Annotated in this window: 14 protein-coding genes, 1 tRNA gene and 1 other RNA gene; 6 read left to right on the top strand and 10 right to left on the bottom strand. The window is 40.6% G+C overall.

The window, feature by feature from the left end:
* Positions 1-260 precede the first annotated feature (260 nt).
* Together VUI23_RS09545 and VUI23_RS09540 are read left to right on the top strand one after the other, a co-directional pair.
* Complete coding sequence (locus VUI23_RS09545; RefSeq protein ID WP_303501000.1) at positions 261-1,583, top strand: DEAD/DEAH box helicase; 1,323 nt, start codon at positions 261-263, stop codon at positions 1,581-1,583.
* Positions 1,584-1,595: 12 nt separating this feature from the next.
* Positions 1,596-1,940 (top strand): lactoylglutathione lyase, encoded by a 345-nt coding sequence (locus VUI23_RS09540; protein WP_303500998.1) that lies wholly within the window; start codon positions 1,596-1,598, stop codon positions 1,938-1,940.
* A gap of 313 nt (positions 1,941-2,253) precedes the next feature.
* Here the strand turns inward: VUI23_RS09540 and VUI23_RS09535 are convergent, their stop codons facing one another.
* From VUI23_RS09535 to VUI23_RS09505, 7 genes are all read right to left on the bottom strand, one after another.
* Entirely contained in the window at positions 2,254-3,183 is a 930-nt protein-coding gene (locus VUI23_RS09535) for a PEP-CTERM sorting domain-containing protein (protein ID WP_342808039.1), read from the bottom strand.
* A gap of 446 nt (positions 3,184-3,629) precedes the next feature.
* The gene (locus VUI23_RS09530) at positions 3,630-4,574 is read right to left on the bottom strand and encodes a transposase (RefSeq protein WP_342808037.1); all 945 of its coding nucleotides are present in this window, start codon (positions 4,572-4,574) and stop codon (positions 3,630-3,632) included.
* Positions 4,575-4,774: 200 nt separating this feature from the next.
* Positions 4,775-5,245 carry a Cys-tRNA(Pro) deacylase gene (gene ybaK, locus VUI23_RS09525; protein ID WP_216046404.1) on the bottom strand — a complete coding sequence of 157 codons (471 nt, stop codon included), beginning with the start codon at positions 5,243-5,245 and terminating at the stop codon, positions 4,775-4,777.
* Between the two features lie 26 nt (positions 5,246-5,271).
* The gene (locus VUI23_RS09520) at positions 5,272-5,889 is read right to left on the bottom strand and encodes an FMN-binding negative transcriptional regulator (protein WP_342808035.1); all 618 of its coding nucleotides are present in this window, start codon (positions 5,887-5,889) and stop codon (positions 5,272-5,274) included.
* A gap of 79 nt (positions 5,890-5,968) precedes the next feature.
* Positions 5,969-6,217, bottom strand: a complete 249-nt coding sequence (locus VUI23_RS09515) for an EF-hand domain-containing protein (RefSeq protein ID WP_216046402.1) — start codon at positions 6,215-6,217, stop codon at positions 5,969-5,971.
* Between the two features lie 67 nt (positions 6,218-6,284).
* On the bottom strand, positions 6,285-7,277 hold the full coding sequence (locus VUI23_RS09510; RefSeq protein ID WP_216046401.1) for a rhodanese-related sulfurtransferase: 993 nt from the start codon (positions 7,275-7,277) through the stop codon (positions 6,285-6,287).
* 117 nt (positions 7,278-7,394) lie between these two features.
* Positions 7,395-7,868 (bottom strand): VC2046/SO_2500 family protein, encoded by a 474-nt coding sequence (locus VUI23_RS09505; RefSeq protein WP_342808033.1) that lies wholly within the window; start codon positions 7,866-7,868, stop codon positions 7,395-7,397.
* 96 nt (positions 7,869-7,964) lie between these two features.
* Between VUI23_RS09505 and VUI23_RS09500 the strand changes: the two genes are divergently transcribed.
* The 3 genes from VUI23_RS09500 to VUI23_RS09490 all read left to right on the top strand — a co-directional run bounded on the left by VUI23_RS09500 (position 7,965) and on the right by VUI23_RS09490 (position 8,736).
* Positions 7,965-8,049 (top strand) — tRNA-Tyr (locus VUI23_RS09500).
* Between the two features lie 43 nt (positions 8,050-8,092).
* Positions 8,093-8,228, top strand: a non-coding RNA gene (locus VUI23_RS09495) — RtT sRNA.
* Positions 8,229-8,430: 202 nt separating this feature from the next.
* Complete coding sequence (locus VUI23_RS09490; protein WP_216047666.1) at positions 8,431-8,736, top strand: hypothetical protein; 306 nt, start codon at positions 8,431-8,433, stop codon at positions 8,734-8,736.
* A 105-nt stretch (positions 8,737-8,841) separates the two neighbouring features.
* Here the strand turns inward: VUI23_RS09490 and VUI23_RS09485 are convergent, their stop codons facing one another.
* The 3 genes from VUI23_RS09485 to VUI23_RS09475 form a co-directional block, all read right to left on the bottom strand.
* Positions 8,842-9,606 carry a 2,5-didehydro-3-deoxy-L-galactonate 5-reductase gene (locus VUI23_RS09485; protein ID WP_342808030.1) on the bottom strand — a complete coding sequence of 255 codons (765 nt, stop codon included), beginning with the start codon at positions 9,604-9,606 and terminating at the stop codon, positions 8,842-8,844.
* A 54-nt stretch (positions 9,607-9,660) separates the two neighbouring features.
* Positions 9,661-11,724 carry a DUF4962 domain-containing protein gene (locus VUI23_RS09480; protein WP_342808028.1) on the bottom strand — a complete coding sequence of 688 codons (2,064 nt, stop codon included), beginning with the start codon at positions 11,722-11,724 and terminating at the stop codon, positions 9,661-9,663.
* 76 nt (positions 11,725-11,800) lie between these two features.
* Positions 11,801-13,582, bottom strand: a complete 1,782-nt coding sequence (locus VUI23_RS09475; RefSeq protein WP_342808026.1) for a hypothetical protein — start codon at positions 13,580-13,582, stop codon at positions 11,801-11,803.
* A gap of 145 nt (positions 13,583-13,727) precedes the next feature.
* Between VUI23_RS09475 and VUI23_RS09470 the strand changes: the two genes are divergently transcribed.
* On the top strand, positions 13,728-14,735 hold the full coding sequence (locus tag VUI23_RS09470; protein ID WP_216047662.1) for a LacI family DNA-binding transcriptional regulator: 1,008 nt from the start codon (positions 13,728-13,730) through the stop codon (positions 14,733-14,735).
* The last annotated feature ends 24 nt before the right edge of the window (positions 14,736-14,759 follow it).

The raw sequence follows: 14,759 nt of genomic DNA, 5'->3' as shown, positions 1-14,759 counted from the left end.
CTTCTCTATTTGTACAACACTGTTAATCAGAGATTCAAAGTAAAGAATGGCATTTTAAGCGCTGTAAAAATAACTCCGCGAACCGATTAGGATTTATGGTTAGCTTGCAATGACATAATCAAATAGGGTAACTGAGCACGGTAAGCGCATTCGCAAACTCAATACCCTAATTATCATTGAGATAAGTTTTCAGATGAAAATTACATCTGTGTGTTAATATCTCCATTTGATCAATTCCAAGCCCTAAAAGAGAACAAACTTTGCAATTTAATGACTTTCCCCTAGACCATCGAATTTTAAAAGCCCTAGAAATAAAAGGCTTTCAAGAAGTAACTGAAATTCAGGCGAAAGCCATTGGACAAGGCCTGCTTGGCAAAGATTTGCTAGCATCTTCTAAAACGGGTTCGGGGAAAACGCTCGCGTTTTTAATTCCTGCGCTACAACGGGTACTTAAACAACGAGCCCTGAGTCGAAAAGACCCAAGAGTGCTAATTTTAGCGCCGACAAGGGAATTGGCAAAACAAGTATTCATGCAGCTCAAATGGTTAATTGCCAATCAGAATATTTTTGCGACTCTCATTTTAGGTGGTGAAAATTTTAATGATCAAGTTAAGGCGCTAAAACGAAACCCGCAGTTTGTTGTAGGTACAGCTGGCAGAGTAGCTGATCATGTAAAAGGGAAAAGTCTATATTTGAATGGACTAGAGTTACTTATCCTTGATGAAGCAGATCGCATGTTAGATTTAGGTTTTGCGGAGGAATTAAAGTTAATTGACCGTTGTGCTGATCACCGCAAAAGACAGACAATGATGTTCTCTGCCACATTAGATTCAGCAGAATTACATTATCTAACCGAAAGAATGTTGAATGCGCCACAACGAATAAGTGTGGGTGACTCAAGAGAACAACACCTCGATATTGAACAGCAATTTTATTTGGCAGATCATTTAGATCATAAAATTTCATTGCTCAAAAAATTGCTGGAAAATACGGATAACAAACAAGTAATTGTTTTTACCGCAACCAGAGAAGACACTGAGAAACTGTCTCTATTATTAGCGGCAGATGGCATAGATAGCGCAGCTTTGAGCGCTAGTTTAACCCAGTCTCAACGAAGTAACATTATGAATGCCTTTAGTCGTGGTCAACATCAAGTATTGGTCACCACCGACGTAGCCTCACGAGGTTTAGATCTCCGAAAAGTCGAATGGGTAATCAATTTTGACTTGCCCAAATTGGCAGACGAGTACATACATCGCATTGGACGCACTGGACGAGCTGGTAGTAAAGGCAATGCAGCATCTCTTGTTGGTCCTAAAGATTGGCAGAGTTTTATTACCATCAAAGGAATTTTACAACAAAGTATTAGTTTCAGTGAGCTTGAGGGACTTGAAGGCAAATTCAAGGGACTTAAACCGCTTAAACAACGAGCTTTAAAAGGTGCGCCACAGAAAAAAGCCAAAAAAGTCGCGCCGCAAAATGCCCCTAAACCGCAAAAACGGATCCGCGCCCAAGAAGGGGTTGATGTGGGTCATATTCCCATGCGTAAGAAAGCTAGACCCGTAGAACCTGAAGATGAATAAAGCAGGAGCCCTATGCAAGTTGAAGATATCAAAGTATTTATACCCAGTTTAGATTATCAAAAATCGGTCAGTTTTTATAATCAATTGGGATTTACCAGTGAATACGTTACAGATGATCTCACCTTGTGCAAAAATGGCGAATGTGAATTTTTCATACAGCGTTTTTATAATCAACAATTAGCCGAAAATTTGATGTTACAGATATGCGTATCTGATATTGAGGAAGCCTACACTTTAGCCAAAAAGTCACAATACAAAACCAAATTATCAGAGATTCAAGCCGAATCGTGGGCCAAGGTTTTTTATCTGTGGGGCCCCGCTGGAGAATTACTGCACATAACTCAACTGAATCATTAAAGGGAATAGCTTAACCTAAATCAGTCCGTCGAAATTAATGCTCTTTGTCTGTTTTCGCAGCCAGTATCCTGCCAGAAACAGTCTTTCAAACTTAATTATTTATAGCTAGGTTGGTAAAGTTGGAAGAACATAGATCCCTCAAAGCTCCCTTTTGCACTCAAGCGACTGATACAACAATTTATTTCTACTTTGTGGCGTTTATAATTTTTGAAGCTTTGCGTTGCGAAGCTTTTTAGGGAAACCCATAACGTAACTAAAAAGAGCACACGCATATTCCAGCGTGTGCCCTTTGTCACTATCAGACTAACGTTTACTATTTACGGCGTTTAAGCATCAATAAACCGGATGCTAACAGCAATAAAACGCCTGGTTCAGGCACTTGACCTGGGTCCGATGGTGCAGCACCGGCTGGTAAATTCACATGAAAGTGAACAGCGCTCAGTGCATCTTGAAAGCCACTATGGGTCAAGTTAATAGTATTGCTGCCTAATGATAAGAAAGACGTTATATCAATCTCAACTAAATCCCAAAGACCGCCATTACCTACCGATGAGCCAGGTGTAGCGGGAACTGAAGCGCCATCGAAAAGACCTGCGATATCAACGCCATTAATGAAAAATTGGCCATCGTTGCCTATCCCAAAATCTTGTCCATCACTTACCCCCATTACTAGAGAAGCGGTTCCACCAGAATAATTAATACCAGGCAAAGTCACGTCCCATCCATCAGGATCATAAGAGTTTGGGAAATTCGCATCATTGCCATCGAATGTCACTATATCTCTGTTGTTTGTGGTATCACCATCGTCGTAATAAACGACCAAAGATGCTCCATTTGAATTGTCAGGCGAGAATCCTGACAAAGCATAGGTACCATCGCCACTGACTAAGCCAGTCACATCCGCGCGGTAGGCTTGGCTGTTATCCTGTCCCCAGAAATTATCATCAGAAAAACCGATATTAGTGCCTGAAATAGCACTGCCATTGAACATAACGTTAGCATTAAATGTTGAATCGCTTGATGATGTAGGACCATGCCAGTATAGATAGGCTTGACTGACCGTGCCTGACACACCAGATAGTGCAATATCACCTACTCCTGTGCCACGCAATCCCCCTACGCCAGCATAGGCGAAATCGGTTTCACGTTGAGTTTCGAATAGGTTGATTAAATTAGCTGAAGCAGCCGTACTGCAAGCCAATATAGCCCCCCCTATACTGAGTTTAGAGAAACGATTTATCATATTTTTATTCCTTGTTAATTACATAGGCTCACTTAGATCTACTACTTAACATTTGTAAAACTACGTAATTGCTTCAGCATACCTTGTGCCAAATTTTCAACCATGTTGAAAACTAAGCGTTTTAATTCCCCACTAGTTAACAAATTGTAAATTTTGTAAAAAACCCTGACAAAAAGAAGGGAGGAAAATATCTCAAATCTGGACAGCCACCTTTTTTCAAATATCTCAAATCTGGACAGCCACCTTTGAAAGTATTGAAAGATCGTGGCTCATAACTATTAATGGATTTTATCGAAAAGGTTTTAATACGCTCATTATCTAGATAAATACCTATGGAATCATCGGTTTCTGGGAAATGGGCGCTATTGAGCTGAATTTAGTGCAGGGGGAGGCCTGTCTCTTGTGCAAAGAAACAATTGAAATGAAAAGCGGCTTTAGTGGAATCGTTAGCCTACAGAATTCTTTTGCCGACGTTTTCGCTTATAGCGTTTCAAGGTGTCTGATTGCCCTGCAGCCACGCTAAAATTGGTTTCAAAGGTCAAAAACATATCTTGCCAGGTGTGTTCATCCACCCCTAAACGTTGCAATATGGGTGATTCATTCATATCAATTGCACCTCGTTTGTGAGGATTAATACTGCGACCAGATAGGTCAACCAACTTAAGATATTCGACTAAATCGAACATTAGCCCCTGCGGTTTTGGGTTGCCAACAAAGGGCATTAACGTAGAGGGCTGATAACCTTTCTTAAAATCATGAATACGGCGTTTAATACTGGTGTGGTTAGAAGACTCTGGGGTTGTTGCCATTTTTGCCCGGATAGGGTTTAAGTCTACGTACACCATACAGGCTGCTAAGGCATGTTCATCTAACAGTGCTTGTGACTTGAATCGCCCTTCCCAAAAGTGACCGGTACAGTCATCCTCTTGATTAGCTTGTCGAGCAATCGGCTCATTCAATTCTCGCATAAACCAGCTAATGTCGGTTAAGCGATTATGATAAACGGACAAGGTTGACTGGAGTGTGATTTGTTCAGCGTCTGTGAACACGGGAGCTTCTTTTGAGGTTAACCTTTGTGAGAGCAAGGTTCCTTTGTGAAGCTTGTGCCAGCGCTGAGCAATCTCTGTATCCGTCCAATGTTTAGCTTTGTCAGCATTCACATGTAACACCACATGGGTGTGATTGCTCATCACTGCATAGGCACAAACTTCGATGGCAAAGACGGTGGTCAAAAACAATAACCTGTCTTCTACCCACTGGCGACGATGCTCATAGCTTTTCCCTGTCAGTTCATCTTCACCACACAAAAAGGCACGCCGGACACATCGGGATACACAATGATAATAAGGGGTATCTGAAAGATTGATTTGTCGCTTCCTTGCCAGTGGCATAATTCACTCCCTGAATTAATCATACTAAAGCATAGTTGATTCTATTTTCCTAAGAGTCTAGTTCTAGTCTAGTTTGTGGCTGTCCATGTTGGCTCATGCTATATGGCTGTCCATGTTTAAAATATTGGCTCATGCTATATGGCTGTCCATGTTTAAAATAATATGGCTGTCCATGTTTAAAATAGTAAACCAAAAGGGATTTACTGCTGCCTAATCTCTGCGTATTTTGCATTGAGTAAGGTGATGATATCATCAGCAGCCAATTCAATTTCCAAGCCTCGACGGCCTGCACTGACATAGATTGTCGAAAACCTTTGAGCACTATCATCAATAATGGTTTTTAAGCGTTTCTTTTGACCTAAAGGGCTGACACCACCCAATACGTAACCGGTGGCTCGCTCCACATCAGCTTTGTCCGCCATGTTTACCTTTTTTGCACTTAACGCTTTTGCCATCAACTTCATACTCAGGCTAGTATTAACCGGTAAAATGGCCACTGCCAATTCCTTTCCATCAAATTCAACAACCAAGGTTTTAAATACTTGTTGTTGGGCTAATCCCAGCTTCTCTGCAGCCTCTAAGCCAAATGATTTAGTGTCTGAATCATGCTGATATTGATGGACGGTATATTGAATTTTACGTTTTTTGGCTAGATTAATTGCAGGTGTCATTTTTCAATACTCATTAATTAAAAGGTTTAGGTCTCACCATTACCCAGACTGCGTTCTTCCATGTATTCAGCCAATAGCTTAGCAACAGGATCCGCGCTATTATTTAAGCTCGAAAAGACCCCGAGTTGATCCTCATGTTTACGATGTTGGCCAAGTTTTTCTTTTCCCTGAATGTCATCTATTTCCAGTTTGAAACCTACCACGGCCTGACGAAGGCGTTGCTGGTAATCTTCAGGCATTGTGCTGTCATCTTTTAACAAACTAGGCTCATAGTGAGAAATCAATTGGCGCATTCTTAAGGCAGTATCATCTTCATCTAATAACTGCACCACCCCATAACAATGAACAGCCACATAATTCCAAGTAGGGACAGCGGGTTTTGTCGCATACCAGCTAGGAGAAATGTAAGCGTGCGGCCCATTAAAGACAACAAGCGCTCGGTTATTGTCGATAGTTTTCCAGTGAGGGTTGGCTTTGGCCATATGGGCAAACAAACATAGTTTACCATTTTCATCCACATCACAAACAAATGGCAGATGGGTAGAATTCAAATCAGTAGATACAATTAATCCAAAACTATTTTGTGCGATAAAACTTCGCATCGCATCCAAGTCTGATAACTGAAATTTTTTCTCAACATACATGGGCTTCTCCACAAATATCATCTTTGAACATAAAAAAGCCCCTTGCGGGGCTTTCAAAAACTGCAATTTGTAAATGGAATTAATATTCCCACCAAGCCTCTTGCCACCAATCTAGAAATTCTTCGAAGTCGATGAATCCATCATTGTTCTCATCAATCAATGAGAAGCCTTCTTGAACGTGACTCGCTTTTGTTTTTGGCGAAAGGATGGTTAAAAGCTCTATAAACTCAGGTAAATCAATTTGACCATTTTTATCGTGGTCAAAAAAGTCAAACTCTTTGCGAATCTCAGCAATTTTGCTGTCATCCAATGGTGTTTTGTCGGTCATATTTAAGTCTTATAATACTTTCTAATTTAATTCAAACGGCAGTTTAACGCGTTATAAGTGTGTCTGTCTACGCTGACTTACCTGCAGCTAAACGTCTTTCTCTGCGCTCAGCCGCTTTACGTTGTCGACGCAACTTTGTCGCCTTTCGAGCTTCAGATCCCACATGTTCTTCGTTGCGCTCTCTAGCTAAATTCACCTGCTTTTCACGTTCACGAAAACGCGCAATCTGCTCATCTGTGTGTTTACCAAAACATTTAGGACAACTCACGCCTGGTTCATATTCTGGTGTTTGTTTATCTTCTTCAGTTATGGGTAGACGACAAGCATAACAAGCTTCGTAGTGACTTTTTTGTAATTTATGATCAACTGCAACACGGTTATCAAATACAAAACAATCGCCTTTCCACATAGTATTTTGCTCAGGGACTTCTTCCAAATATTTTAAAATCCCCCCTTCTAAGTGATACACCTCTTCAAATCCCTGCTCCTTCATAAATGCAGTGGATTTTTCACAACGAATTCCCCCCGTGCAAAACATCGCTACTTTTTTATGCTTTTTAGGATCGAGATTATCTGCTACATACTGGGGAAACTCCCGAAAAGAGTCAGTTTTAGGGTTGACTGCATTTTCGAAAGTACCAATTTCAATTTCGTAATCATTACGAGTATCAATCAGTAAGACTTCAGGGTCAGATATCAATGCATTCCAGTCCGCAGGCTTCACATATGTGCCTACAGTTCTTTTTGGATCAATACCTTCTACTCCCATAGTGACAATCTCTTTTTTGAGTTTCACCTTGGTACGATAGAATGGCTGCACGTCATCTAGAGACTCTTTACAGGAAATTGGATTGATACGGGGATCACTGTTGAGGTACGCAATTAGACTGTCAATTGCTTCACGGGTCCCAGAGACAGTTCCGTTAATACCTTCACTAGCAAGTAACAAGGTACCTTTAATATTGTGACTTTCTAACACGTCAATGAGTGGCTGACGCATTTCTTTATAGTTTTCAAGCGCAACAAATTTATACATTGCGCAAACAATGAATTTAGACATATTTAACCTTTTTGCGAATTGGAACGTAAAACCAAAGCATTTTTTGCGGCGCGGATTATACCAACTACAGATAATTTTGCAAAAACCGTAAATTAATTAGGGTTAATAATTAGCTAATTAACTCATCTCATTTAAGATATCGTAGAGTTTGGTTTCATCTACATCTATTGTGTTGGCCGAGTGTGCAGCGTGGAATCGTTGTTGGGTATAATAACCACAATTAATTTTCACTTCAGGTTCAATTCGTTTGGCATCATTGAATATGGATAATGGTTGGGGATGCATTCGCTGCCAGAGGATAGCGTCACTCACATTTTGCGCCATTAATTCACTTGTTGTGCGTGCTAATGACCAGTCTTGCTGCTCTGCTTGGAGTGGAGTTTGTGGGTAGTAGTGTTTTGAAATGCTACTGGGAAAATGGCTAGGTTCATCAGCGCCACCGTTTACATTAGGCCGTTGCAGGTAGTCATCTTCCAACATCGCCAATAACAATGCGAATTTATCCCCTTGCTCTAGAGCACGATTAAGGGTTCCCGACCATTCGAGGTCAGAAATGGCCACTTTAGATTGTGGGGATATTTCAGCAGTCAAAGTATTTTCCTTTTAATCTATTTTTATCGTTAATTAAAAAAAAATCTTTAATTCTATTTACACACTGAAATTTCCTGTTAGTATACGCGCCTCTTTGGAGGGGTACCCAAGCGGTCAACGGGAGCAGACTGTAAATCTGCCGGCTCAGCCTTCGCAGGTTCGAATCCTGCCCCCTCCACCACATTTCTTTGAACGACATCCGTTCAAATCTAAACTCAATATAAAATAATCCCTGAAGGGGCTGGACGAGAAGCTGCGATTCGCAGTTCGACTATGTTGTCTGGAACAAAATAGAACATGCGCAGCATGGCCCGAAGGGCGAAGGACAGGATGTCCGAAGTCATCCTGCCCCCTCCACCACATTTCTTTGAACGACATCCGTTCAAATCTAAACTCAATATAAAATAATCCCTGAAGGGGCTGGACGAGAAGCTACGATTCGCAGTTCGACTATGTTGTCTAATAAAGGTAAGTTTTTTATTCGATAGCTTTTTGTACGCCACTCGGTTATGGTTAGTTATCGTGAAGTTTCTGATTGAATTCAATCAGCTGAGAGAACCCCATGCTTAATTCCCATGCCATTCAAAAAATGATTAAAACAGTAGGAACATGTGTTTGTTTCGTTTCACTATCAGCCTGTGTGAGTAACGATAATCCTTGTGAAGAAGTATTAGAAGTCAAACAACAGCATCAAGAATGCGAAAGATTACGTAAGACTATGCTTAAAACGGATTATCCCCAACAAGCACTTACCGCTAAAATCCAGTACGAAGAAGCATGCGTAAATTTGCGGTATTACCGAGATGAATTCGATACTATTTGTAAGAAAAACGAAACACCGATTGGTCAGAAACCCAAACAGAACTAATTAGGATTAGTTGACTATCTGCCAAATCTATCTAACAACGCGATGGTAAGTTAGATAGACCGGCAATTTAGCTCATTTGTGAGTAGCGCTAGCTAGGAATAGTAGTTACCTTCCCATCCATCCCCCATCGACTAATAATATTGAGCCATTCACATAACTAGAGGCATCTGACGCTAAGAATACCGCAGGTCCTTCGAAGTCCTCAGGCGTTCCCCAACGGCCCTGTGGAATGCGTTCTAATATGCTTGCTGCTCGCACAGCATCGTTGCGCAGAGCCTCGGTATTATCGGTATCGACATAACCTGGCGCAATGGCATTGACGTTAACACCTTTGCCTGCCCACTCATTCGACAAGGCTTTTACTAATTGTCCAATTGCACCTTTACTGGCAGCATAACCGGGAACCGTAATTCCACCTTGATAGGTCAATAGTGATGCAGTAAAGATAATTTTGCCTTTACCACGGGCAACCATCTCTTTTCCAATTTCTCGGCTTAGAATGAATTGCGAATTTAAATTAACATCTATGACTTTATCCCAAAGTTCATCACTATGCTCAGCGGCCGGTGCGCGCAATATGGTGCCCGCATTATTAACTAATATATCTATTTTAGGAAAATCTGCTTTGACCTCCTGAATGAATGCATACAAAGCTTTGCGGTCAGAAAAATCACATTGGTAACCTTTAAACTTTTTACCAAGGCCATTTACTTCCTTTTCTACTTCCGAGCCTTGTAATTCTAAGCTCGCTGAAACGCCAATAATGTCTGCCCCAGCAGCCGCAAAACCCAATGCGATTGCTTTACCTATCCCACGTTTGCAGCCGGTAACTAAAGCGACTTTTCCTTCTAAACTAAATTTATCTAACATTTTCTATTCCTAATAATAAGTGTAATCACAGGTAATACTTTCCAGAGATTTTGCTCAAACACCATCGTAACTTGTTGTTTTAACGATTTTTCCGGCCTTATCGCGCAAGATGGATATCCATTTCGATTGAGCATTAATATCACCATACTCGATTTTATTTTCACTGGAATATAAGAAGGTTTCAGCGAACTGCGGTGAGCTAATTTCAACACCTATGCAATTCTCACCTTTAAGGGATTGAACCGAAATATCCTTGCTCTTTTGTGATTGAATTGCGTCTTTAGGCTGAAAAACATTGAGGAAGTAAGTATTTTTCGTTTTTTCAGGATTTTCAATTAACAGTGTTTTTAAACTAATCCGACGAATATCATCTGGCCGTTGCGGGGTCATTATCTCTTCAACTAAGGTTTCATCTATTTTCGTTTGCCGTGCTTCAGGAAACGCGGTAAATACATTAAGTGCGCCGTTACCATTAACAATTTCAAACTGATTTTGACTTATTTTTTTAGCATATTTTTCAGAATGGATGCGCCAAGTATAAGTATGCTCTAAATGACTTTCCAATTCATCTAACAAGATAAAATAGCCACATTCACTATTAATAATATGCCTAGCATTACGGGTTAACTGCATTTCTGGATAGTACATACGACTTGATTCGCCAACCACATAGCAATAACCATCTTGATTAGAGAATGCCTCAACTTGGGCGACCGCACTTTCAGGAACATCGCGCCATACGTTATGAATACCTTTGCAGTTTAGGTCAAATAGTACGGGATCACTTAAGTCTCCCTCGTCCCATATTTTCTCACCAACACAGCCGGTACCATCAACGGTAACCAAATTATGAATTTCCGCTTTAGAAGTTCGGTTATAGCCTTCGTCGATGACCAGTGATGCGCCTTTATGAACAAGGATAAATTGATTAAAGTCTACGTGATAATGAGTAAGACTGCGGGTTTTCCAATCGTTCTTTTTATCCAGCTCCCAGCTCACCTTCCATTGTTTGTGGCCACCAGCAGGACTGCATTTAAATGATAAATGAGTCGCATCTGTATCCCAACTTGAACGCATTACCACTAAGCCAAGATCAGGGAAATATTTGGTGAGGGGTAAATTCTCCGGGGATTGCTGTTGTATTTCAGGGTTATACCAAATTAACTCAAGAAAGGCTTCTGGCAAGATACCTGGAAAAATTTTACTTTGATAGGCTTCTCTAAACAGGAATTTGGTGCGAACCATCTCCCCTAGCCACTGTGCCTGACCGTTGTTATACTCAGATGCTATCTTGTAGTATGCACAAATTGAATGAGAGCTGCGTTTATCGTGTACATCCGCAAAGTTAATGTTCTCTTCCCAATTCGGTGCAGACTGATAAAGTCGATAATCAAACGTATTCTGCATAAAGCCAGTTTTAAAATGATCAGTACCACCATCTTTACGAATCAAGTCTGCAGCAACTAAAAAGAAATTCATCGCAAAGCGCCAATACCCGGTGCCTTCGTAGTTGGAACCATCCTTAGGCAAATAATCAAATACTTTGTCAAAGTTATCTTTAATTTCGTCAATCCATACCTGTGCGCCCTCATGTTCAGAGCGAATCGCATAAGCGGTGGTTAACAGGCCAGAATAATTTATCCAATTATGGTTCTGCCAATAATTAGTAGACCAGCAATGTCCGAGGTTTTGTTGTCCATAGTCAAAAATTTTATTGCCTTGCAGGATCAATTTATTTAGAAACTTAGTGCGTTCATCGTCCGTGAGATCATCTTTGAGCCAGTCGTAAGATAAGCCTAAACCAAATAGCATCCATGAAGCACTGAGATCAACGTCCACCAGAAACCCATACCCCCAAACGTCATAATCAACTGCGGTAAAGATCCAGCGTTTAGCCTCAATCAAATAATGTTCTTGTTCAGTGAGTAGATATGCCAAACTTAAATTTGCCGCGGCCATCCCCATATAAGTAATACTAGTATGTGGATGCTCTTTTGAGAGCACTTCGTCTTCATATAAACGACACTGCTCAATAAGCCGAGTTAAATGCTCTTTGCGGGTGGTTTTAAGCTCCGCTTTAAGCACTTCAAGTTGGTCGTTAATAAGTAAGTAGTTCATGGTTAATCCCTGTATTCAAAAGTCATAATCGTTAATAAATTGCAATTCTTAGAGTAAATGAGTGCCATAATTTGAATTACGGTGTTACTGATTTAATCTCGGCTGCGGGCGGCTTACCGGCTTTTAGCATTAAGACACTGATTGCTCCTATTATTAGCGCAAGTACCAGTATCGATATTCTGCCTTCTATCGGATTAGGAATTATCAACATTAAGGCGATGAATCCTGTTACTGCCGCGCCAAACTGGCCAATAGCGGTTAATTGGCTAAGATCATTCCCCTCACCTATTTCCTTTTCAAAATCGATGGGGGTTTTCATATTTTTAAAGAACCTATCTACCATTTTCCGATGGGCGGAATTCGAAGCTGGTGCAAATAGCATAGATACCAAAAAGCCAAATGTGCCTGTACCTAACACACCAAAAAATTGTTGTTGAAAATTCCATTCAAAGGCATCGCTATAAGACTGCGAAAACCCTAAGTAGCTCAAAGGAACTTCGAAGAAAGCTAAACAAGAAAATAGCAACGCACAGGCGATAGATAAAAGCGCTGCCCACCAAGGTGTTTGCCGTATAAACATGCCCAATAATAGTGGAATCGTAATTGGCATTGACAACAACGTGCCCACTTGCAACATGATTTCGAATATCCCAGAACCATCTTGTTGGGCAAAATAAAGCGCCAAAAGTACAATTAAGAAACCCATAACCCAAGTTAAGGTGCGGCCATAATTTAAAAGCTCTGATTCGCCTTTAGATTGCCAGCGTAATTTGCGTGAGACCTTGGGATAAATATCTTTTATCAAAATCGCCACGTTGGTATTTAAGCCAGTATCCATTGAGCTCATAGTTGCCGCTAAAATAGCGACCACGATCAACCCTACTAGCCCCACAGGTAATAAGCTGATACTGGCAACCGCATAACTCGCTTCAGCGGGCTTAGCTATATCAAATGCCATAACTAGTTCAGGGTATAAAAGTCGTGCGGTGATTGGGGGTAAAAACCAAATTAAGCTACCTAACAACATTAATATTGAGCAGAACAAAGCGGCTTTGCGCGCTTCTCGCCCATCTTTTACCGAAAAGTATCTTGGTGCTGCATTCATGGAATTGAAAACGATGAATTGTTTGGCCATCATTGCGCTCGCCCAGCCCCAAGTATAAGCCCCTCCAAATAAGGTCGCAGAATTGACCATACTGTATTCTTCGGTTAAACCTTGCGCCTCAATCTCAGCAAACAAATTGTTGATTCCACCTAGGGCGTCCAAACACAACCAAGCAACGATTAAAGTTAAAGGAACGAGGATTAATCCTTGCAGAAAGTCAGTGGCCATCACAGCCCAACGTCCGCCGGTAGCAGAATAAAGCAGTACAACGACACCGCAGACTACAATCACATAGTTGATGTCATAACCAAACACTGCGGAACAAAAAATGCCAAGTCCATACAGCGCCATAGCAGAATACAAAATACGAATAGGCACTTCATAATAGGCGTAAAAATCACGGGTTGTTTCACCAAAGCGACTGGCAATGGCCTCAGGAAATGTTGTCACTCTCATTTGCCGTAACCAAGGGCCCATAAACAAAAAGTTTACGAAGAACCCCAGCACGTTACCGAAGAAGATAAACATCGCAGAAAATCCTGATTCGTAAGCAATGCCAGCAGCACCGGTAAAGGTCCACGCACTAAAAGCACTCATGAAGGCACTGCTACCAACAAGCCACCAGGTGCCCTTACAACCGCCTTTAAAATAGTCATCGGTATTAGCTGAGAATTTTTTAAAAACAAAACCAACGATAACAATCAACGCTAAATAGCCAATGATGACTAAGTATTCAATATTAGAAATTTCCACATTTTGCCTCTTGTTAGATTACCTAATATTATCAATAGGATACAAAAACAAAAACGTTTTACTAAAACGGTTTAGTTGATTAAGTTAACATATTGTTGCAGAATGTCAATATTCGACTAATCAGAACCTTTCAAGAAATATTTAAATGGCAAAAACTAAACTCATTGATGTGGCTGAACGAGCTGGGGTGTCAAATAGTACTGTCTCTCAGTACTTAAATGGCCGTTTCGACTACATGTCTGAAAAGACAAAGGAACGGATAAAAATAGCCGTTAGCGAATTGGATTATGTGCCTAACCCTATTGCTCGTAGCCTGAAAATGAATAAGACAAAAACCATTGGGGTGATAGTTAGGGACATAACAGGTTTCTATACGAGCCGTACCATTCGAGGAATTGACGATTTTTGTAAAACCAGTGAGTACAATTTATTAATTTATAACACTGACGTAGATCCAAAAGTTGAAGCGAAATCATTAGAGACATTATACCAACTGCGGGTTGATGGCATTATTATCGCTTCGTCGGGAAAGAATACTGATTTAATCAATAGATACAGTGACGGTGGCTTACCGATCGTGCATTTTCAACTTGAACATGATGGTAATGAAAAAAATATCATTATATCTGATTATCGAAAAGCGGCTTTTGAGGCAACTGAGTACCTAATACAATTAGGCCATAAGCGAATTTGTTTTGTCACTCAAGATTTTAAACATGTTAAATCACGAAAAGATCGTTATTTAGGATATTCTGATGCGCTGCAAAAACATGGTATTCCACTCGATGAACAACTCATTCAGTATTGGCGCCGTGAAACTGGATTTGAACACTCCCCCACCAGCTTACTAGATGCAGATAATCCACCAACTGTGTTTTTCACTCAACATCTGGCGATTACCACAGATATATTAACTGCGTTGAATGCCGAAAATATATCTATTCCCGATGACGTGTCGATTTTAGGTTTTGATGACATTCCTATGGCCGACTTCTTTAAAGTCCCCATCACAGTAATTACTCAAAATCCTTATGAAATAGGTCGACAAGCGACTAAGTTATTGTTGAACAACATCAACAATAAAGAGCCATCGTCAGAGAAGATAATGATCCCCTGCTCGTTGATTAAAAGGTTGTCCTGTAAACAGATTTAGAGTTCGAACTAATTCGACTAATAC

The organism is Alteromonas sp. M12, from assembly GCF_037478005.1.
GTDB lineage: Bacteria > Pseudomonadota > Gammaproteobacteria > Enterobacterales > Alteromonadaceae > Aliiglaciecola > Aliiglaciecola lipolytica_A.
Note: the sequence above shows the minus strand (reverse complement) of the source record. Positions and strands in the feature narration are given on the sequence as shown.